General features: G+C 64.7%; 20 protein-coding genes. 13 read left to right on the top strand and 7 right to left on the bottom strand.

Translation table 11 applies throughout. The annotated features are described in order from the left end of the window. Positions 1-454 precede the first annotated feature (454 nt). Both WIN67_RS30410 and WIN67_RS30415 read left to right on the top strand, forming a co-directional pair. Positions 455-859 (top strand): acyl-CoA thioesterase, encoded by a 405-nt coding sequence (locus tag WIN67_RS30410; protein WP_003229628.1) that lies wholly within the window; start codon positions 455-457, stop codon positions 857-859. A 40-nt stretch (positions 860-899) separates the two neighbouring features. Next, a complete protein-coding gene (locus tag WIN67_RS30415; RefSeq protein WP_110594202.1) occupies positions 900-1,799 on the top strand; it encodes a D-hexose-6-phosphate mutarotase in 900 nt (299 codons plus the stop codon). 157 nt (positions 1,800-1,956) lie between these two features. Here the strand turns inward: WIN67_RS30415 and WIN67_RS30420 are convergent, their stop codons facing one another. From WIN67_RS30420 to WIN67_RS30440, 5 genes are all read right to left on the bottom strand, one after another. Beyond that, positions 1,957-2,493 (bottom strand): DUF3299 domain-containing protein, encoded by a 537-nt coding sequence (locus WIN67_RS30420; protein ID WP_102881330.1) that lies wholly within the window; start codon positions 2,491-2,493, stop codon positions 1,957-1,959. 138 nt (positions 2,494-2,631) lie between these two features. After that, positions 2,632-2,877: a GlsB/YeaQ/YmgE family stress response membrane protein gene (locus tag WIN67_RS30425; RefSeq protein WP_102862323.1), complete on the bottom strand. Its 246-nt coding sequence runs from the start codon at positions 2,875-2,877 to the stop codon at positions 2,632-2,634. Between the two features lie 108 nt (positions 2,878-2,985). Further along, the gene (locus WIN67_RS30430) at positions 2,986-4,068 is read right to left on the bottom strand and encodes a 5-(carboxyamino)imidazole ribonucleotide synthase (protein ID WP_102881331.1); all 1,083 of its coding nucleotides are present in this window, start codon (positions 4,066-4,068) and stop codon (positions 2,986-2,988) included. An 11-nt stretch (positions 4,069-4,079) separates the two neighbouring features. After that, positions 4,080-4,571: a 5-(carboxyamino)imidazole ribonucleotide mutase gene (purE, locus tag WIN67_RS30435; protein ID WP_016967060.1), complete on the bottom strand. Its 492-nt coding sequence runs from the start codon at positions 4,569-4,571 to the stop codon at positions 4,080-4,082. Positions 4,572-5,029: 458 nt separating this feature from the next. Continuing rightward, positions 5,030-5,947 (bottom strand): LysR substrate-binding domain-containing protein, encoded by a 918-nt coding sequence (locus WIN67_RS30440; RefSeq protein WP_110594200.1) that lies wholly within the window; start codon positions 5,945-5,947, stop codon positions 5,030-5,032. A 181-nt stretch (positions 5,948-6,128) separates the two neighbouring features. Here WIN67_RS30440 and aspA point away from each other — a divergent pair, with 181 nt between their 5' ends. Then, positions 6,129-7,553, top strand: coding sequence for an aspartate ammonia-lyase (gene aspA, locus WIN67_RS30445; protein WP_102862326.1), 1,425 nt, complete (start codon positions 6,129-6,131; stop codon positions 7,551-7,553). A 384-nt stretch (positions 7,554-7,937) separates the two neighbouring features. On the opposite strand, the gene WIN67_RS30450 is transcribed toward aspA, so the two are convergent. Both WIN67_RS30450 and WIN67_RS30455 read right to left on the bottom strand, forming a co-directional pair. Then, positions 7,938-8,282, bottom strand: a complete 345-nt coding sequence (locus WIN67_RS30450) for a type II toxin-antitoxin system RelE/ParE family toxin (RefSeq protein WP_103291506.1) — start codon at positions 8,280-8,282, stop codon at positions 7,938-7,940. Between the two features lie 14 nt (positions 8,283-8,296). Next, the gene (locus WIN67_RS30455) at positions 8,297-8,545 is read right to left on the bottom strand and encodes a prevent-host-death protein (RefSeq protein ID WP_025131512.1); all 249 of its coding nucleotides are present in this window, start codon (positions 8,543-8,545) and stop codon (positions 8,297-8,299) included. 610 nt (positions 8,546-9,155) lie between these two features. On the opposite strand from WIN67_RS30455, the gene WIN67_RS30460 reads away from it, so the two are divergent. From WIN67_RS30460 to WIN67_RS30505, 10 genes are all read left to right on the top strand, one after another. Continuing rightward, complete coding sequence (locus WIN67_RS30460; protein WP_339070425.1) at positions 9,156-9,509, top strand: DUF6124 family protein; 354 nt, start codon at positions 9,156-9,158, stop codon at positions 9,507-9,509. A gap of 422 nt (positions 9,510-9,931) precedes the next feature. Beyond that, complete coding sequence (locus WIN67_RS30465) at positions 9,932-10,711, top strand: hypothetical protein (RefSeq protein WP_339070426.1); 780 nt, start codon at positions 9,932-9,934, stop codon at positions 10,709-10,711. A gap of 98 nt (positions 10,712-10,809) precedes the next feature. After that, positions 10,810-11,457 (top strand): hypothetical protein, encoded by a 648-nt coding sequence (locus tag WIN67_RS30470; protein WP_339070427.1) that lies wholly within the window; start codon positions 10,810-10,812, stop codon positions 11,455-11,457. Positions 11,458-11,504: 47 nt separating this feature from the next. Continuing rightward, the gene (locus WIN67_RS30475; RefSeq protein ID WP_339070428.1) at positions 11,505-12,524 is read left to right on the top strand and encodes a beta-ketoacyl-ACP synthase 3; all 1,020 of its coding nucleotides are present in this window, start codon (positions 11,505-11,507) and stop codon (positions 12,522-12,524) included. Beyond that, positions 12,524-13,531, top strand: a complete 1,008-nt coding sequence (locus tag WIN67_RS30480) for an NAD(P)-dependent oxidoreductase (RefSeq protein ID WP_339070429.1) — start codon at positions 12,524-12,526, stop codon at positions 13,529-13,531. The genes WIN67_RS30475 and WIN67_RS30480 overlap by 1 nt, the downstream gene beginning before the upstream one ends. Then, entirely contained in the window at positions 13,528-14,382 is an 855-nt protein-coding gene (locus WIN67_RS30485; RefSeq protein ID WP_339070430.1) for an MBL fold metallo-hydrolase, read from the top strand. Before WIN67_RS30480 ends, WIN67_RS30485 begins: the two co-directional genes overlap by 4 nt. Beyond that, complete coding sequence (locus WIN67_RS30490; RefSeq protein ID WP_339070432.1) at positions 14,372-15,730, top strand: F390 synthetase-related protein; 1,359 nt, start codon at positions 14,372-14,374, stop codon at positions 15,728-15,730. The genes WIN67_RS30485 and WIN67_RS30490 overlap by 11 nt, the downstream gene beginning before the upstream one ends. Further along, positions 15,718-16,872: an ATP-grasp domain-containing protein gene (locus WIN67_RS30495; protein WP_339070433.1), complete on the top strand. Its 1,155-nt coding sequence runs from the start codon at positions 15,718-15,720 to the stop codon at positions 16,870-16,872. Before WIN67_RS30490 ends, WIN67_RS30495 begins: the two co-directional genes overlap by 13 nt. Next, on the top strand, positions 16,869-18,008 hold the full coding sequence (locus WIN67_RS30500; RefSeq protein ID WP_339070434.1) for a hypothetical protein: 1,140 nt from the start codon (positions 16,869-16,871) through the stop codon (positions 18,006-18,008). Before WIN67_RS30495 ends, WIN67_RS30500 begins: the two co-directional genes overlap by 4 nt. Continuing rightward, on the top strand, positions 18,005-19,021 hold the full coding sequence (locus WIN67_RS30505) for a Rieske 2Fe-2S domain-containing protein (RefSeq protein ID WP_339070435.1): 1,017 nt from the start codon (positions 18,005-18,007) through the stop codon (positions 19,019-19,021). Before WIN67_RS30500 ends, WIN67_RS30505 begins: the two co-directional genes overlap by 4 nt. Positions 19,022-19,136 lie beyond the last annotated feature (115 nt).

The raw sequence follows: 19,136 nt of genomic DNA on the forward strand, positions 1-19,136 counted from the left end.
CGGCACGATAGCAAATTGTTCGAATGCGTACACAGCGGCGCACAAATGACTCACAAATTTGCGAACTGAGTGGGTCGTCGCGGAGTCTATCGACCGATATACTCGCAAACCTCGAAGCGCAAAGCCGCTTCTGGCAAGGGTTGCTGTACGAAAACCCGTTGTCCTCATGCGCTGTGAGAACGTAGCGAGCGAAAGCAAGGCAAGGCAAGGCAGAAACAGGCACGGATGCGGAGTCTACGTGTTGTAAATGAGCAATCCGTGCCTGTTTCTAACGCAGTATTGCTGAGCGCAGTAGTTCTCACAGTGCATGAGCAGCCGATTTCGCAGAGTTTCCCTATAGCACGCCTTAGAAAGAACGTGACGAACGCAGTGTGTTCGGGCTGAATCGTTTTTCCTGAAGACGGCTATTCACCTGAAGTCACCATGAAGCGTCACGGGTCAGAGGCCCCTCGGCATGATAGAACTCGAACAAGAAGATCCAATCCCGCAAGGCGACCTGGCCCTGCAAATCACCGCTTTGCCCCGGGAAACCAACGGCTTTGGCGATATTTTCGGCGGCTGGCTGGTGGCGCAGATGGACCTGGCGGGCACCGCCATGGCCAGCCGCGTCGCCGGTGGCCGAGTCGCTACCGTGGCCATCGATCGCATGGCGTTCCTGGTGCCGGTGGCGGTGGGCGCGCAACTGTCCTTCTATACCCAGACCCTGGAGATCGGCCGCAGCTCGATCCAGATGATGGTGGAAGTGTGGAGCGACGACCCGCTGTCCAGCGAATGGCGCAAGGTCACCGAGGCGGTGTTCGTGTTCGTCGCCATCGACGGCAGCGGCCGCACCCGTTCGGTTCCGCCCCGAGCGCGCTAGGTTCCTACAACGCCCAAGCCACCCTAACGAGAACCGCAGCATGCCCACGCCCCACGTTGAAACAGTGAAACTGGATGAACTGAACTGCTGGCGCATCCGCCACGGTGATGCCGAACTGCTGGTGGCCCAGCAAGGCGCGCACATCCTCAGTTATCAAGTGGCCGGGCAACAGCCGCTGATCTGGCTCAACGACGAGGCGCAGTTCAAGACCGGCAAGAGCATTCGCGCCGGGGTTCCGGTGTGCTGGCCCTGGTTCGGCAACTTTGCACGCAACCCGCACAGCGTGCAGGCCATGCGCCAAAGCGCTGAACCGGCGCCGGCCCACGGCCTGGTGCGGGCCAGCGACTGGGAACTGCAAGGCATCGAAAGCGACGGCGACAGCTTGCTGGTACGGCTGCGCCTGCCCTGCCCCGCTGGCGGCTTTCCTGGCTGGCCCCATCAGGTGGAACCGAGCCTGAGCATCCGCCTCGACGAGCAACTGCACATCAGCCTCACCAGCCATAACCTGGGCACAGAAAGCGTGAGCATCAGCCAGGCGCTGCACAGCTATTTCGCGGTCAGCGATGTGCGCAAGGTGCAGGTCGAAGGCCTGGACGGGCTGAACTACATCGAAACCCTGGAAGACTGGACCACCAAGGTCCAGAGCGGCGCCCTGCACTTTAGCGGCGAGACCGACCGCATCTACCTGAACGTCCCGGCGCAGCTGGATATCGTTGATCCGGACTGGCAACGACGGATTCGCCTGAACAGCGCAGGCTCGCGCACCGCCGTGATCTGGAACCCCTGGATCGACCGCGCCGCGCAATTTGGCGACATGGCCAACGACGGCTGGCAGCGCATGCTGTGCATCGAGACCGCCAACGTGATGGACGACATCGTCACCCTGGCACCTGGCGCCCGCCACACCCTGAGCGTGAGCATCAGCGCCGCCCCGCTCTGACCCCACCTAGCTGCGTAGGAGCTGGCTTGCCAGCGAAGAGGCCCTCAGGACCGTCAGCGTTCTTGAGGCCGCTTTCGCCGGCAAGCCGGCTCCTACAAATGCCTTCAGCGGTCCAGTTCAACAGAGCCGTTTGGAAGGCACATTCAGCGCTGCGGCTTCAGAGATCCGATTCCTGCACCACCCGCACCTTCGCCGCATCCAGGGCGTAGGCCGCGTCGGCCAGGTCATTGCTGACCGTCTCGATCTTCAAGGTGCCGGTCACCCACAGCGGCGTGTAGATGTCCTCCAGCTTCACGCCCTTGGGAAAGCGCACCAGCACCAGCTGGTTGGGCGGCGGTGGCGGCACGTGGATGCAGGCGCCCGGGTACGGCACCAGGAAAAACAGCGTGCTGCGCCCCTTGGCATCAGCCTCCAGCGGCACCGGATAGCCGCCGAGGCGGATCTGCTTGTCGTTCATCGCCGGCACGGTCTTGGTGGAATACATCACCGCCGGCAAGCCCTTGCTCTGCTTCAGGCCGCCCTTTTCGGTGAAGGTGCCATTGGCTTCGGGGGAGTTGTGGTCGATTTCCGGCATCTGCTCCAGGGCTTTCTGGTCCGACTTGGGCATCAGCTCCAGCCAGTCGGTTTCCGGCAGTTCGCCAGCCTGGGCCAGGCCGCAGCCCAGCAGAACAAAGGTCAATAGAAGACGGCGCATGAGAGGGTGGCTCGGTCAAAAAGGAAGGACGGAAAAACCCGGGCATTCTAGTGCCCAAAGCGTCGGCTGCGTTGAAGTTTCAGATGAAGAAAAGGGCTCCCCTCGGCACGAGCGGCAGAGGGGGCTTGCAGGGGGGAATCAGCTTTTCTTGACGAAGCCGTAGATCACCAGCAGGACGACCGCGCCCACCAGCGCACCGATGAAACCGGCGCCCTGGCCAGCCTGATAAATACCCAGCGCCTGACCGCCATAAGTGGCCGCCAGCGAGCCGCCGATACCCAGCAGGATGGTCATGATCCAGCCCATGCTGTCGTCTCCCGGCTTGAGGAAACGCGCCAGCAGACCAACGATCAAGCCGATGAAAATGGTTCCAATAATGCCCATGGCTGTTCCTCTGTAAGGGGGGGATCAAGCCAAAGCCTAGCCAGCACTTTGGCATCCTGCTATCAGAGAACGGCGGGAAACGAAGGTTCCCGCCAGCCGGAGGATTTGTTACTCGGCGATCAGCGCTTGCACCTTGAGGATCTGCGCTTGCAGGGTCGCCTGATCGGCGCAACGCAGGTTGGCGTGGCCGACCTTGCGTCCGGCCTTGAAGGCCTTGCCGTAGTGATGCAGGTGGCAGTCGTCGATGGCGATGACTTTGTCCACCGGCGGCACTTCGCCGATGAAGTTGATCATGGCGCTCTCACCGACTTTGGCTGTGGAACCCAGAGGGAGACCGGCTACCGCCCGCAGGTGGTTTTCGAACTGGCTGCACTCGGTGCCTTCGGTGGTCCAGTGCCCGGAGTTGTGCACCCGCGGGGCGATCTCGTTGGCCTTGAGGCCGCCGTCGACTTCGAAGAACTCGAACGCCATCACGCCGACGTAATCCAGCTGCTTGAGCACGCGGCTGGAGTAGTCCTCGGCCAGGGCCTGCAGCGGGTGATCGCTGCTGGCCACCGACAGGCGCAGGATGCCGCTGTCGTGGGTGTTGTGCACCAGCGGGTAGAAACGGGTTTCACCGTCACGGGCACGCACGGCGATCAGCGAGACTTCACCGGTGAACGGCACGAAGCCTTCGAGCAGGCAAGGCACGCTGCCCAGTTCGGCGAAGGTGCCTGCGACGTCGGCGGCGCTGCGCAGGACCTTCTGGCCCTTGCCGTCGTAACCCAGGGTGCGGGTCTTGAGCACGGCCGGCAGGCCGATGCGCGCCACGGCGGCGTCGAGATCCGCCTGGGACTGGATGTCGGCAAACTCCGGGGTAGGAATTCCCAGGTCCTTGAACATGCTCTTCTCGAACCAGCGATCACGAGCGATGCGCAGGGCTTCGGCGCTCGGGTAGACCGGCACGAACTGCGAGAGGAAGGCCACGGTTTCCGCCGGCACGCTCTCGAATTCGAAGGTCACCAGGTCCACTTCATCGGCCAGCTGGCGCAGGTGGTCCTGGTCGCCGTAGTCGGCCCGCAGGTGTTCGCCCAGGGCAGCGGCGCACGCATCCGGCGCCGGGTCGAGGAAAGCGAAGTTCATTCCCAGCGGAGTCCCCGCCAGGGCCAACATGCGGCCCAACTGGCCGCCACCGATTACACCGATCTTCATCGTCAACAACCTCAGGCGACGCGCGGGTCTGGATTGTCCAGGACGCTGTCTGTCTGTTCAGCACGGAATTTTTTCAGCACCGCATGGAACTGCGGGTGCTTGGCGCCCAGGATGCTCGCCGAGAGCAGGGCCGCGTTGATAGCGCCCGCCTTGCCGATGGCCAGGGTGGCCACGGGGATGCCGGCGGGCATCTGCACGATGGACAGCAGCGAATCCACGCCCGAGAGCATCGACGACTGCACCGGCACGCCCAGCACCGGCAGGTGGGTCTTGGCCGCGCACATGCCCGGCAAGTGCGCCGCGCCGCCGGCACCGGCGATGATCACCTCGATGCCACGCGCCTCAGCCTCTTCGGCGTACTGGAACAGCAGGTCCGGGGTGCGGTGTGCGGACACCACCTTCACCTCGTAAGGGATGCCGAGCTTTTCCAGCATATCGGCGGTGTGGCTAAGGGTGGACCAATCGGACTTGGAGCCCATGATCACGCCAACCAGTGCACTCATCGTCGTGCCTCTTCTCTCTGGGCGCCCGCGGGCGCGTCAAAAACAACAAGCCACGCGAAAATGCGTGGCTTGACTGTACGAATTATGGCCGGACGAACCGGCCGAAGGCCGCGCAGTATACCGAAAAAGCCGCGCTAAACGCACTTTCGCCGACCATCTGTCGAACAAAGTATTTCCGGCGCAAAACCCCGGTTTTATTGACTCTGAAGTCAGTCTCCCCGAACTGAAAACCTCTCGCAGCCAGACCAGTTCCCTGTAGCCGCTGCCGCAGGCTGCGAACGACGGCGCAGCCGGCGCCAGAGCTATATCCCCAATCCTTCAGACACTTCGCAGCGCCAGGTTTGGCGGCCCCTGCGGGGCCGAGCATCCGAACGCGGCCCGAACCTGCGGCAGCGGCTACAGGGTCTGGCATTGCCGACGCTGAAAATCCCTCGCGATCTGCAACACCGGCAACAGGCTCATGCGTTGCCCGTCGCTTGTGCGGCGGCGCCTTCCAGCTTGCGCCAGAGCAAGCGCACGTTGGCCTTGCGCACCAGGGCGCAGCGGTACAGGCGGATCTCCAGCGGCACATGCCATTGCGCACCACCACAGACCACCAACTCGCCCCGGGCCAGTTCGGCGCGCACGCTCAACTGCGGCACCCAGGCAATGCCCAGCCCTTCCAACGCCATGCTCTTGAGGCTGTCGGCCATGGCGGTCTCATAAACCGTGGTGAAACGCAGGTTGCGCTGGCGCAGCAGCAGGTTCACCGAACGCCCGAGAAAGGCCCCGGCGCTGTACGCCAGCAACGGCACACTGGCCTCGCCTTCCAGATCGAACAGCGGCTTGCCCTGGGCATCGGCAGCGCACACCGGGAGCATCTCGGTGTGCCCCAGGTGCAGCGAGGGGAAGATTTCCGAGTCCATCTGCAAGGCCGCGTCCGGGTCATAGAAGGCCAGCATCAGGTCGCAGCCGCCTTCGCGCAGGGCGTGCACCGCATCACCGACGTTGGTGGCCACCAGCCGCGTGGCGATGTTCAGCCCTTCATTGCGCAGTTGCGCGATCCAGCGCGGGAAGAAACCCAGCGCCAGGGAGTGGGCCGCGGCCACCTGCATCACTTCGCCCTGGCCGCCTTCCAGATGGTGCAGGTGACGCACCACCTCGCCGAGCTGTTCGACCACGGTGCGCGCGGTGACCAGGAACAACTGCCCCGCCGCCGTCAGTTCCACCGGCGTGCGCGAGCGGTTGACCAGGGTCAGGCCCAGGGCTGCTTCCAGGCTGCGGATGCGCCGACTGAAGGCCGGCTGGGTCACGAAACGTCGCTCGGCAGCCTGGGAAAAGCTGCGGGTGGCGGCCAAGGCACTGAAGTCCTCGAGCCATTTGCTTTCCAGATTCATCACGTCCTCCCGGACACGCACCATTTTAGGTCACACGCTCGCCGGCAAAGCGGCGTCACACCGGCATTATGCCGAATATGCATAGCCCAGTGTTTAACAGCATTGGCCCAAAAATTCCCTTCGGCCTAGGATTCGCAGCGTTCCCGGCACAGACCGGGTCCCTACCGAGATGATCTCCGTCATGTCCTCCGCTGCATCTTTCCGCACAGAAAAAGACCTGCTTGGCGTACTCGAAGTACCGGCTCAAGCGTATTACGGCATCCAGACCCTGCGAGCGGTGAACAACTTCCGTCTCTCCGGCGTTCCGATTTCGCACTACCCAAAACTGGTCGTGGCCCTGGCAATGGTCAAGCAGGCAGCTGCTGACGCCAACCGCGAACTGGGTCATCTGAGCGAAGCCAAGCATGCGGCCATCAGCGAGGCCTGTGCCCGTCTGATCCGTGGCGACTTCCACGAAGAGTTCGTGGTGGACATGATTCAAGGCGGCGCTGGCACTTCCACCAACATGAATGCCAACGAAGTCATCGCCAACATCGCGCTGGAGGCCATGGGCCACAGCAAGGGCGAATACCAGTACCTGCACCCGAACAACGACGTGAACATGGCGCAGTCCACCAACGACGCCTACCCGACCGCGATCCGCCTGGGTCTGCTGCTGGGCCACGACGCCCTGCTGGCCAGCCTCGACAGCCTGATCCAGTCGTTCGCCGCCAAGGGTGAAGAATTCAGCCACGTCCTGAAAATGGGCCGTACCCAGCTGCAAGACGCCGTGCCGATGACCCTCGGCCAGGAATTCAAGGCCTTCGCCACCACCCTGGGTGAAGACCTGGCTCGCCTGAAGACCCTGGCGCCGGAAGTGCTGACCGAAGTCAACCTGGGCGGCACCGCCATCGGCACCGGCATCAACGCCGACCCGCGCTACCAGGCCCTGGCCGTACAACGCCTGGCCACCATCAGCGGCCAGCCGCTGGTACCGGCTGCCGACCTGATCGAAGCCACCTCCGACATGGGCGCCTTCGTGCTGTTCTCCGGCATGCTCAAGCGCACCGCGGTCAAGCTGTCGAAGATCTGCAACGACCTGCGCCTGCTGTCCAGCGGCCCACGCACCGGCATCAACGAAATCAACCTGCCAGCGCGTCAGCCGGGCAGCTCGATCATGCCTGGCAAGGTCAACCCGGTCATCCCGGAAGCGGTCAACCAAGTGGCGTTCCAGATCATCGGCAACGACCTGGCCCTGACCATCGCGGCCGAAGGCGGCCAACTGCAACTGAACGTGATGGAGCCGTTGATCGCCTTCAAGATCTTCGACTCGATCCGCCTGCTGCAACGCGCCATGGACATGCTGCGCGAGCACTGCATCACCGGCATCACCGCCAACGAAACCCGTTGCCGCGAACTGGTGGAGCACTCCATCGGCCTGGTCACCGCGCTGAACCCGTACATCGGCTATGAAAACGCCACCCGTATCGCCCGCATCGCCCTGGAAAGTGGCCGTGGCGTACTGGAACTGGTGCGCGAAGAAGGCCTGCTGGACGACGCCATGCTCGACGACATCCTGCGTCCGGAAAACATGATTGCCCCGCGTCTGGTTCCGCTGAAAGCCTAACCGCCGCGACCCCGAAACATGCAACACCGCTCACCAGGTTGAGGGACTAGACACCTCTCACCTTTTGAGGGCTTGGAGATACGTCTCCAGGCCCTTTTTTTTGGTTTTCACGAAGTCCCGGAAACCCAGAAACAAGACCGCCTATTGTTCAGCGCCGACCCTTGGTGGAGCGCCGTGATAGTGCGGAAGCTGTGCACAGTTTCGCTTCATGACAGACGCAGCGCTGCCCCCCTCTCGCCCTTCACTTTTCGAAATTTCGAACAAGATGGAGAGTGGCGAACGCGTGAATCTAATTTCCATAGAACGTATTGGTAAGACCCCTTCCCGGTCCTAGTGCGGGTGACACGCTCAAACACCCCATCGGAAGGCTCACACCCACAATCGTTAATCGGTATGCAGCAGGCAGTAACGAATAAGTGCCTGCTCGACGCTTTGCTTATCCCGCAGCACCAGCCCAATCACGATCGCCTGATCCGCATCTACGATTTCGTAGAACACCCGGTATCCATCGGTGTTGAGCTCACGGTAATGCAAAATGCCCAGGTCGCTTGCTTGAGGGCTGACTGGGTAGCCTAACGGGGCGGACAAGAGCTTGTCCTGAAGAGCGTCAATCACAGCATCCAGCCGCTCAAAGGCGGACTTAAGGTCGCTATAGTCGGCCAGATGCACGATCTGGTCTTCAATGCTTTGCTGTGCGGTTTCGGTGTAGCGGATGGTCAGTGTTGACATCTATCCCACCCTTTTTATTTGTGGGCAAACCTCTTGCTCAGGCGGGCCTTGAGCTCATCAGTCGAACAATGCTTGCCTTGGGCGTACTCGCGCGAACTGACTGCGAGCAATTTCACCAACGCCACTGCCTCGTCGCGGCGCTTACGCTCAACGTAAGACTCGACAACGTAAACAGGCACACCGTTTTGCGTGACGACCATTGGTTCCTCTAAAGGAAGGTCGGATGCGTATCGTTTTAAAAAGCTGACCGTTTCAACTCGCATGAGTGAAACCTCCTACATTTGGCGACGTGCTCGCCGCCCTGCTACGAACTGATCCTGTGCGAATTCGCCGCTCAGGATGCCTAACGCTCACTATGCAGGATCGCAATCATCCTGCCGGCTTGAACCCTACACTATATTCAGCCCAAATATAGACCGATTATCGAATCCTGATTTCACTGAATATCAAATCATTTTTCTGCTCCTATGATTGACCGGTGTGCCGTTTTTTTACCTGGAAAAAAGCCGCGATTTGTCAGGCGATGCCGCCCGGCATCGAAGCGGATTCGCTTTGTTTTGTAGGGCAAATCCGAGAGAATCTCCCACGCCTTTGAGCGCCTTGTACCCCTTCGAACGATCAGGCAGTCTCCCGGTGCCGCTGCCAAATCAGCGGCCCGGATGTGGAAGTCTGGGATAAAGGACGTGCAGTCGTCTCATTCGAACACCCTTGCCGATGCGGCTTGGGTGTACCCGATCTATGGCGGCTGTGCGTAGGGCACCTTCGGGTGCGCCGGTTCCTTTAGCCCGGTCTTCCACACCTGCGCACGGCTGCCACCCTCTCATGTGGAAGTGAGATCCGGCGGTTTCTTAAATTGCTAAAGGAACCAGTCTCATGAAAAAGCTCGTCCCCGACCCACCCTTGTCCACCGATCATCCACGCCGCGACCCGGAGCTGGACCGCGCCAACGCCAACCTGCTGGCCGCCTTGCACGGCACCCACCATCGCCCCTTCGGCCTGCGCGACGCCCAGGGCCACCCGCTGTTCGCCGTACAGCCCCAGGTGAATGCCGAAGACGCGCTGATGCACGTTTCCTTGCTGCTCAAATGCGCCGAAGAGGTGTCCGATGAAATCACCGAACGGGCCAGCGGCATCGAGCGCGGGCTGATCTGGTCCATGGTGCATTCCGTGGAAATGGCCCGCGCCGTGGTGGACGCCCTGCTCGACGGCGCCCGCACCACTCCCTGACGCAACCTGTAGCCGCTGCCGAGCCTGCGAGGCTGCGAAAAGGTCCGCAGGACCTTCAGCGACCTTGAGAACCCCACGTCCCTTCGGGCCGTTCGCAGCCTGCGGCAGCGGCTACACCACCCAACCTGAACTACGACCGCGACCTCATTTGTAGCCGCTGCCGAGCTCGCGAGGCTGCGAAAAGGTCCGCAGGACCTTCAGCGACCTTGAGAACCCCGCGTCCCTTCGGGCCGTTCGCAGCCTGCGGCAGCGGCTACACCACCCAACCTGAACTGCGACCGCGACCGCGACCTCATTTGTAGCCGCTGCCGAGCCCGCGAGGCTGCGAAAAGGTCCGCAGGACCTTCAGCGACCTTGAGAACCCCGCGTCCCTTCGGGCCGTTCGCAGCCTGCGGCAGCGGCTACAGGTTTTGCCCGGCGCGGTGGATAATCAGCCTCCCGCCGCAGCCGGCAATGACTATCAAGGCACCCTGTCGATGGACCCGACGCACACCCAGGCCCTGCAACAGCTACGCAAGCTGATCCCCATCGGCCTGCGCCATGCCCAGGCCCTGCTCGCCCGTTGCGCCAATAATCCGCAGCAAGCCGCCGAGCTCTACAAAGCCGAGCTGTTGCAGGTGCTGGTAGACAAATCCGGCCTGCCCCCCGAGCAAGCCCGGGAACACTTGCTCAACGCCGGTTACGACCTGAACCGCGCCCTGCACGCTATAGAAGAAGCGCGCTTCACCCTGACCCAGCGCATCCTGCGCAAGCATCACCAGGACAAGGGCCAGGCCCTGGACCTGATCGCCCAGGCCATCGAAACCGCCGAGCAGCTGCCGCGCCAGTACTGGCTGGATTTGCAACGACTGGAGGCGCTGGCCCCGGCACCGCGCTGCTTCATGGTCCTGCACGAATGGCTGGCCTTCGAGGGCTGGGAAGGCTTCGACAGCGCCCTGCACTTTCATCTGCCCCAGGCCATCGCTCAGTTCAGGCTCCTGCATCTGGACACCCTGGCGCACACCCTGGAGCAGGCCGATCAGCGCCAGCAGCAGCTACGAGCCGCCCACGCCGGGAGCGAAGGCCCCGTCGAGCTGGCCATGCGCATCAACCAGGACCCGTTCTTCAACCGCTGCCAGGACCACTTCAACCAGCAGCGGCCGCAGCTGGACGAGCGCCTGTACCAGTGGGTGGAGCAACATCTGGAGCAGTTTCCAGCCTGAACAGCCGCTCGGCGTTGGCGCACACGCCGCTGCTCAACACACCCCAGAAGCCGGTAGACTGCCGCCCTCACCGAACACGGACCTCGGATTCAGCCCCCATGGAATTGCACTACCGCATCACTCCCGCCCACACCGAAGCCTGGATTGCCGAACCGCTGAAGCAGGAATTGCTCAAGGATGATCAGCAGCATGTCCGGGCCATGAGCACATTTGCCCGGTGGCAAGGCCGCTTGATCGGTCCCGTGATGTTCACCCTGTGCCTGGTCGGCGGCTGCCTGTCGATCTACTTCCCCGAGCGGACCTTCACCCCAGAGAAGGTCATCGCCATGGTGGCGTTCGCCTTGATCTTCATCCCCCTGTGGTGGCGCTTTTCCGGGCGCTGGATCAAGCACCTGCAAGCCCGGATTGCCGCCACCCCGATCAAACCCCAAGCGCCGTTGCGCGGGTTGAGTCAGCGCCTGATCGAAACCCGCTTGCGGGCCGTCGAAGGCACCTATTGCCTGAACTTCGACGACCAGGGCTTCACCCTGCTCAACACCCGCGGAGGTCAGAGCAGCCTGGCCTGGAAGCAGATCGCAAGCGTGCAGGAAATTCCCGACTTCTACCTCGTGGCGGACGCCGATATGGAGCGTCAAGGCGTGGCCTGCTTCATCGCCAAACACACTGACCTGATGCCCACCGAGGCCTACCAGCAGGTGCTGCAAGCCTTCCTGAGCCAATGCCCGGCGGCACTGCCAGCGCACTAACTGCCTCTCTCAACGGCAGCCTCGACGCCCACACACACGGAATTTGCATGCACACATCAGCGTCCTCCCCCCGCCCGGCCCGCGCCCTGGCCATCCTCGGCACCGGCCACGCCCTGCCGCAGCGGGTGGTCACCAGTGCTGAACTGGACCGTCAACTGGGCCTGGAAACCGGCAGCGTGGCGCGCATCAGCGGGGTGCAGCAGCGCCACGTCGCCGATCCTGCGGACACCGCCGCCAGCCTCGGTGCCAGTGCCGCGCGCCAGGCCCTGCACGCGGCGGGCCTGGAGCTTGGCCAACTGGACCTGATCGTCTGCGCCAGCGGCACCATGGACCAGGGCATGCCCTGCAACGCCGCACTGCTGCAACGGGAGCTGGGCCTGGGCCAGTCGGGTATTCCGGCCATGGACATCAACGCCAGCTGCCTGGGCTTTATTGCCGCCCTGGACACCCTGTCCTGGCCGATCCAGGCCGGGCATTACCGGCGCGTGCTGCTGGTGTGCGCCGACATCGCCTCCTGCGGCCTGGACTGGCAGCAGGTGGAAGTCTGCGGCATCTTCGGCGACGGCGCGGCAGCGGTGGTGCTGGAAGCGGGCGACGACGGCCCGAAGATCCTCGCCTCGCGCCTCAAGACCTACGCCGAAGGCGCCGCGCTGTGCCAGATCCCCGCCGGCGGTTCGCGCTTTCATCCGCGGCGCATCCAGGTGCCGTTCGAGCCCCTGACCAGCTTCGCCATGCAGGGCAAAGGCGTGTTCCGCCTCGCGGCCAAGCACCTGCCCGAACTGATGGACGATTTGCTGCAGCAAGCCGCACTGTCCCTTGCGCAGATCGACTGGATCATCCCCCATCAAGCCAGCCAACAGGCCATGCAGCATGCGGCCAAACGCCTGAGCCTGGGGCCGGACAAGGTCATCGATATCTTTGCCCAGCATGGCAATCAGGTGGCGGCGTCTCTGCCCACCGCCCTGGATATCGCGGTGCGTGACGGGCGCATTCAACGCGGGCAAACCCTGATGCTGATCGGCACAGGCGCGGGCCTGTCCCTCGGCGGCATGATCCTGGAGTACTGATGAAGATCCTGGTCACCGGCGGCACCGGTTTTATCGGACGGCATCTGGTCTGGAAGCTGGCCGCCGAAGGCTGCGAGGTGCAGTTCAGCGGGCGCAATCCCGAGGCGGCGGCCGAGGTGATTGCCCACAGCCCGGCGCCCGTGCACTGGCTGCCCCTGGAGCACGGCAGCCCGTTGGCCAAACGCCTGCTGGCCGATGCCAGCCGCGAGCATGACGCCATCGTGCATTGCGCCGCCTTGTCGTCACCCTGGGGTTCGCCCCAGGCGTTTGCCCGGGCCAACCTCGACTCCACCGCCGAGGTGATCCACGCCTGCGGCAAGAACCGCATCCCGCGGCTGGTGCATATCTCCACCCCGAGCTTGTACTTCAACTTCAGCGACCGCCTGGGCATCCGCGAAGACCAGCCGCTGCCACCACCGGTGAATGACTACGCCCGCAGCAAGGCCCAGGCCGAAACCCTGCTGGCAGACGCCAAGCTGCCCGAATGCGTGATCCTGCGGCCCCGGGCGGTGTTCGGCCCCTGGGACGCAACCCTGATGCCGCGCCTGCTGCGGGTGATGCAACGGGGGGCGATTCCGCTGATGCGCGGCGGCCAGGCGCAGCTGGACCTGACCTGCGTCGACAATCTGGTGCACGCGGTGTGGCTGGCCCTGACCCGGCCCCTGCCGCGCCCGCTGTGCGTGTACAACCTGAGCAATGGCACGCCGCTGGCCTTCAAGGACCTGCTGCAACAGATGGCCGAGCACTTCCGCCTGCCGCTGCGCACCCGTCGCCTGCCCTGGCCCCTGGTGCATGGCGTGGCGCGCCTGCTGGAGCTCAAGGCACGGCTGGGCAACGGCGCCGAACCCTTGATCACCCGCTACGGCGCAGGCGTCCTGGCCTTCAGTCAGACCCTGGACATCAGCGCCATCCAGCGCGAGCTGGGCTATCGCCCGGTGATCAGCCAGGACCAGGGCATCGCCCAGCACGCCCAATGGTGGCTGGCCCAACAGAGGCAACGAGCATGAGCCGCAGCGTGAGTTTGAAGATCCTCCGGGCCGGCTGGTGCCAGCATCTGGAATGCATGGCCGACCGTGGCGGGCGCCTGGCGCCGGTGCAGTTTCCGGCCTTGTGCGGGCTGATCCAGCACCCGGAGCACGGCTGGATTTTGTACGACACCGGCTACGCCGAGCACTTCTTCCAGGCCACCCGCGCCCTGCCCGAGCGCCTGTACCGCAGTGCGGTGCCGGTGCAGTTGCCGGTGGCCGAGCAGCTGGGGGCGCAGCTGCATGAGCTGGGCATCGGCCCGGGGGATATCCGCCATGTGATCATTTCCCACTTCCACGCCGACCATATCGCCGGGCTGCGGGATTTTGCCAACGCGCGCTTTATCGCCCTGGAAGCCGATTACCGGCATATCGACAGCCTGCGCGGCCAGCGTTGGCGCGCCACCCTCGGCGGCCATCTACCGGGCTTGCTGCCGGACGACTTCAGCGCCCGCCTGCGCCTGGCCGAAGCCAGCCCCAGCTGTGCGCTGCCAAGCTGGATGGCGCCCTTCGAGCAAGGCCTGGACCTGTTCGGCGACAGCAGCCTGATCGGCGTGCCGCTGCCCGGGCACAGCGAAGGCCAGTTGGGCCTGTTCATCCCCGACGCCCAGGGCCGACCGGTGTTCCTGGTGGCCGACGCCTGCTGGTCGGTGCCGGCCTGCCGCGCCGAGCGCCTGCCCGCTGCACCGGCACTGTGGTTTGCCAGCGCCGACCGTCAGCAGTACGTGCGCACTTACCACGGCCTGGGCCAGCTGATCCGCCGCGAACCGGCGGTGGCAGTGCTGCCGTCCCATTGCACCCAGGCCTGGGAGGCGTTCGCCAATGAACAGTGAACGCCTGCTGGGCACCCTGCACAGCATCGGCTCCTTCGTCTTCAGCCGCTACGCCCTGCGCTTTCGCCGCCGTGAGCGGCTGGAAGCCTGGCAGGCCCGGCGCCTTAAGCACTTCATGGCCAAAGTCCTGCCCCGTGGCCAGCGCTTCAACGGGCTGACCCACGACGGCCTGCACAGCTTGCCGATCATGGACAAGGCCACCCTGATGAGCGATTTCGCTGCCTTCAACACCCGCGCCCTGAGCCTGGAACAGGTGTTGCCGGTAGCTCTGCGGGCGGAGCGTTCCCGAGACTTCAGCCCGACCCTGGGGGACATCACCGTGGGCCTGTCCAGCGGCACCTCGGGGGCTCAGGGGGTGTTCCTGGTCAGCAGCGTGGAACGCCAACGCTGGGCCGGCATCCTGCTGGCGCGCACCTTGCCCCGGGCGCTGTTGCCCCGGCTGCTGTGCCCCTGGCTGGCGCCGCTGCGGATCGCCTTCTTCTTGCGGGCCAATAGCCGCCTGTACACCACCCTGGCCAGCCGCCGCATCGACTTCGCCTTTCATGACCTGACACTGGGCCTGACCGCCTCCCTGCAACGCCTCAACCAACAGAACCCGGACGTGCTGGTGGCCCCGGCCACGGTGCTGCGGGGGCTGGCCCAGGCGGCTCTGGCCGGGCAGCTGACGATCCGCCCACGGCACATCCTGTCGGTGGCCGAAGTGCTGGAAAGCACTGACGCCGAGCTGGTGCAGCAAGCCTTCGGGCGCAAGCCGCAGCAGATCTATCAGGCCAGCGAAGGCTTTCTCGGCTACACCTGCGAGGCCGGCACCCTGCACCTGAATGAAAGCCACCTGCATATCGAACCGCAATGGCTGGACCCTGAGCGCACGCGCTTCCAGCCGATCATCACCGACTTTTCCCGGCGTACGCAGCTGATCGTGCGTTATCGCCTCAACGACATTCTGCGGGTGGCCAGCGCGCCCTGCCCCTGTGGCCGTGCGGAGCGGGCCATCGCCGCCGTGGAAGGCCGCGCCGACGAGATCCTCTGGCTGCCCCGGCTCGACGGCCCGCAGCTGGCACCGCTCTACCCTGACGTATTGCGCCGGGCCCTGCTGATGCTCGGGGCGGCGCTTGAGGAATACGAAATTCACCAGCGCGGGCTGCTCTGGCAGATCAACCTGCACACCCGCGGCGACTACCACGGGCTGTGCCAGCGCTTGAGCGAGGCCCTGGCCGAACTCTGCGCGCAACAAGGGCTGCAGGCGCCTCAGCTGAGCTTCGGCCACTGGCAGGCACCGCCGCCACACGCGAAAAGACGCCGCCTGCTGATGCTGCAACTGCCCGAGGGACTGCCATGCGTGTATTGATTCTCGGCGCCCGGGCCCCGGCCTGTCTGGAATGGGCCCGGGCCTTTAGCCAAGCCGGCTGGACGGTGACCGTGGCCGATTCCCTGGCCCAGCCCCTGAGCCGTTTCAGCCGCGCCGCCGAGCACTTCGTGCGCCTGCCGGAGCCGCGCCACGACCCGGATGCCTGGATCGAAGCCCTGGCCGAGGTCATCCGCCAACAGGCCATCGACCTGCTGCTGCCGACCTGCGAAGAGGTGTTCTACCTGGCCCACGGCCTGGAGCGCCTGCGGCCTTTGTGCCGGGTGTTCACCAGTGATTTCGAGCTGCTGCACCGCCTGCATCACAAGGGCGATTTTGCTGCCATGACCCAGGGCTGGGACGTGGCCGCGCCGCCGACCCAAGTGCTGCATGACCCGGCCGCGTTGCAAGCGCTGGCGGCGGAGCACGACGCCCTGGTGTTCAAGCCGGCCTATTCGCGCTTCGCCTCCCAGACCCTGATCCGCCCGAGCCCGGCGCAACTGGCGAAAGTGCGGCCCAGTAGCGATGCGCCCTGGGTGGCCCAGCGCTTTGTCCCCGGCCAGGAGTACTGCAGCTTCAGCGTGCTGGTGGACGGCCAGTTACGCGCCCACAGCAGCTATCAGCCGCGCTACCGGGTCGGGCGCGGCTCGGGGATCTACTTCCACAGCTGTGCCCCAGCGCCGATCCGTGCGTTTCTGGAGCAGTTCGGCCGGGCCACCGGCTACACCGGGCAGGTGGGTTTTGACTTTATCGAGGACCAGCAGGGCCGCTTCCACGTGCTGGAGTGCAACCCCAGGGCCACCAGCGGCGTGCACCTGTTCGACGATCAGCGGGTGCCGTTGGTAGCGGCGCTGGGCAGCGAAGCCGACGCAACGCTGGAGGCGACCCTGGAACCCCGGATGATCGCCCTGGCCATGCTGCTTCTGGCGGCGCCGTCACGGCTCTTGAGCCGCGAGTTCTGGCACGACTACCAACAAGCCCGGGACGTGATCGTCCAGGACGGCGATCGCGGCCCGCTGACCGCCCAGCTGCTGAGCCTGAGCGAGATCATCGGCCGCGCCCTGACCCGCCGTTGCGGGCTGCTGGCCGCCTCCACCGCCGATATCGAGTGGAACGGCCAGCCCCTGGGAGCGCCGCGCCGATGAAACTGTTGCTGCCCGAGCAACTGGCCCTTGAGCCCCCGAGCGCCGGCGACAGCCACGCCCGGCGGTACGTGCGTACCTGCGCCGGCGGCGCGCTGATCGGCAATGTCAGCACCGCCCTGGCCCTGCTGGACACCGGCCGCCAGCAGTTCCCGGTGAGCATCAACCACGGCCACGACCCTGTGGATAACTGCTACGTGGTCTCGCCGCAAACCGCCTACAGCGGCTATGCCCGGGAAGAACTGCAGCGCCTGAAACGGCCCTGGCTGGCCTGGCCCTTGAAGCTGCTGACCCAGGGAGTGGACCGGCTACTGAGCGCGGCCAAGGTCGACCGTTTGGTGCAGGTCAATAACTGGCTGTTGTCGACCAACCTCTACCCCGCCGATTGGGACGGCGCGGATTTGCCGGCGATCACCGAACTGCTGCGCCGGCAGTTTCCCGACCACGGCTTTGGCTTTCGCTCGCTCAACGACTTCAACAACCGCGAACTGCGCAAGCGCCTGCAAGCCCTGGGCTACCTAGCGATTCCCAGCCGTCAGGTGTACTTGTTCGACGGCCGCGAGGGCGAACATTCAGCCTTCCTGCGCCACCACAACACTCGCCTGGATGCCACCCTGCTGCGCCGCAGCCCGTATACGGTGGTGCCCGGCAGCGAGTTGAACGAGGCTGACTTCCAGCGCATCGAACAGCTGTACAACCTGCTGTACCTGGACAAATACAGCCGCCTCAACCCCCACTACAGCGCCCACTGGCTGCAACGCGGGCAGGCCGAAGGCTGGCTGGAGGTGCGCGCCCTGCGCAACGCCGAAGGGCGCATCGACGGCGCCCTGGGCTGGTTCGCCAACAGCGCCCTGATCAGCACGCCCATCGTCGGCTACGACACCGCCCTGCCCCAGCGCGCCGGTCTGTACCGGCAACTGACCAGGCTGTGCCTGCAAGAGGCGGTGAACCGTCGTCAGGTGCTCAACTTCAGCTCCGGCGCCGCCGCCTTCAAACGCCTGCGCGGCGGTGAGCCAGAGATCGAATACAGCCTGATCCACGTCGCCCACCTGCCCTGGCCAAGGCGCCTGGTGTGGCAACTGATGGGCCTGCTGCTGCAACGGATCGGCGTACCGCTGATGAGGAAGCTCAAACTGTGAACAGTCACTCGGGCTGGTGGCCCGTCGCCCTGAGCCGGCACCTGCACAAGCAACCTCTGGCCTGCACCCTGCACGGCGTGCCGCTGGTGCTGTTTCGCGACGCCGACGGCGCCGCCGCGGTGCTGCCGGACCGTTGCCCTCACCGCTTTGCGCCCCTGAGCGCCGGCCGGGTGCGCGACGGGCAGATCCAGTGCCCCTACCACGGCTGGCGCTTCGATCCCCAGGGCCGTTGCACTCAGCTGCCCGGCCAGGAGCAGCAGCGGTGCAGCCAGCCCTTGCTGCAGCCGCTGCACAGCTGCGAAGCCCAGGGGCTGGTGTGGGCCAGCCTTGCCAGCGAGCGGCCGGAAGAGCCGCCAGTGGCCGCCGCCGAGCAAGCCCAGGCCCTGGATGTGTTCTGGATCAACGACCGGGTGCAGTGCAGCTTGCAGGACGCCGCGGAGAACTTCCTCGACGGTTTCCACACCCACTTCGTGCATGCCGGCTGGATTCGCCACGACCGCCAGCGCCAGCGCATTAGCGCCTGGGTGCATCAGCTCGAAGACGGGGTCGAAGCCCAATACAGCGAAGAAGGCACCCAATCCGGACTGATTTCGCGGCTGTTCGAAGGCGAACGCGGCCTCAGCATGGGCCGCTTTCGCCTGCCGGGGCTGGCGGAAATCGAATACCGCGACCGCCAGGGCCGGCTCAACCTGCTGGTCAGCGCCTGGCTGAGCCCGGCCGCCGAGGGCCAACTGCGGCTGTTCGCCCGCATCGCCACAGCCCAGGGCCGCCTGCCGGGCTGGCTCAAACGCGGCGTGCTGCAACCCTTGTTCAAGGTGATCCTCAAGCAGGACCGGCAGATCCTGGAAAAAGTCAGCGCCAACCAGCAGCGCTTTGCCCAGGTGCCACTGCGCTGGCAGCGGCCCACGCCTCTGGACAGCTCGCTGGATCTGCTGGGGCCGTGGATTCGCCAGTTGCTGGAGCAGGGTGAACTGAAGGACTTCCAAGAACGCCGAGAGGAATTCTGGCTGTAGCCCCGCAAGCCGGCTGGCCGGCGAACAGGGCTTCAAGACGGACACTGCTCAAGCGGCCCCCTTCGCTGGCCAGCCAGCGCCTGCGATTACCAGGGGGCTCGCGGGGATGATACGG

The organism is Pseudomonas idahonensis (genome assembly GCF_037903935.1).
Taxonomy (GTDB): Bacteria; Pseudomonadota; Gammaproteobacteria; order Pseudomonadales; family Pseudomonadaceae; genus Aquipseudomonas; species Aquipseudomonas danubii.

Coding starts and splice junctions, on each gene's coding strand:
- WIN67_RS30415 (WP_110594202.1), top strand. CDS start 900: ATGCCCACGCCCCACGTTGAAACAGTGAAACTGGATGAACTGAACTGC.
- aspA (WP_102862326.1), top strand. CDS start 6,129: ATGTCCTCCGCTGCATCTTTCCGCACAGAAAAAGACCTGCTTGGCGTA.
- WIN67_RS30430 (WP_102881331.1), bottom strand. CDS start 4,068: ATGAAGATCGGTGTAATCGGTGGCGGCCAGTTGGGCCGCATGTTGGCC.
- WIN67_RS30470 (WP_339070427.1), top strand. CDS start 10,810: ATGGAATTGCACTACCGCATCACTCCCGCCCACACCGAAGCCTGGATT.
- WIN67_RS30460 (WP_339070425.1), top strand. CDS start 9,156: ATGAAAAAGCTCGTCCCCGACCCACCCTTGTCCACCGATCATCCACGC.
- WIN67_RS30425 (WP_102862323.1), bottom strand. CDS start 2,877: ATGGGCATTATTGGAACCATTTTCATCGGCTTGATCGTTGGTCTGCTG.
- WIN67_RS30480 (WP_339070429.1), top strand. CDS start 12,524: ATGAAGATCCTGGTCACCGGCGGCACCGGTTTTATCGGACGGCATCTG.
- WIN67_RS30410 (WP_003229628.1), top strand. CDS start 455: ATGATAGAACTCGAACAAGAAGATCCAATCCCGCAAGGCGACCTGGCC.
- WIN67_RS30455 (WP_025131512.1), bottom strand. CDS start 8,545: ATGCGAGTTGAAACGGTCAGCTTTTTAAAACGATACGCATCCGACCTT.
- WIN67_RS30450 (WP_103291506.1), bottom strand. CDS start 8,282: ATGTCAACACTGACCATCCGCTACACCGAAACCGCACAGCAAAGCATT.
- WIN67_RS30440 (WP_110594200.1), bottom strand. CDS start 5,947: ATGAATCTGGAAAGCAAATGGCTCGAGGACTTCAGTGCCTTGGCCGCC.
- WIN67_RS30495 (WP_339070433.1), top strand. CDS start 15,718: ATGCGTGTATTGATTCTCGGCGCCCGGGCCCCGGCCTGTCTGGAATGG.
- WIN67_RS30420 (WP_102881330.1), bottom strand. CDS start 2,493: ATGCGCCGTCTTCTATTGACCTTTGTTCTGCTGGGCTGCGGCCTGGCC.
- WIN67_RS30490 (WP_339070432.1), top strand. CDS start 14,372: ATGAACAGTGAACGCCTGCTGGGCACCCTGCACAGCATCGGCTCCTTC.
- WIN67_RS30500 (WP_339070434.1), top strand. CDS start 16,869: ATGAAACTGTTGCTGCCCGAGCAACTGGCCCTTGAGCCCCCGAGCGCC.
- purE (WP_016967060.1), bottom strand. CDS start 4,571: ATGAGTGCACTGGTTGGCGTGATCATGGGCTCCAAGTCCGATTGGTCC.
- WIN67_RS30485 (WP_339070430.1), top strand. CDS start 13,528: ATGAGCCGCAGCGTGAGTTTGAAGATCCTCCGGGCCGGCTGGTGCCAG.
- WIN67_RS30475 (WP_339070428.1), top strand. CDS start 11,505: ATGCACACATCAGCGTCCTCCCCCCGCCCGGCCCGCGCCCTGGCCATC.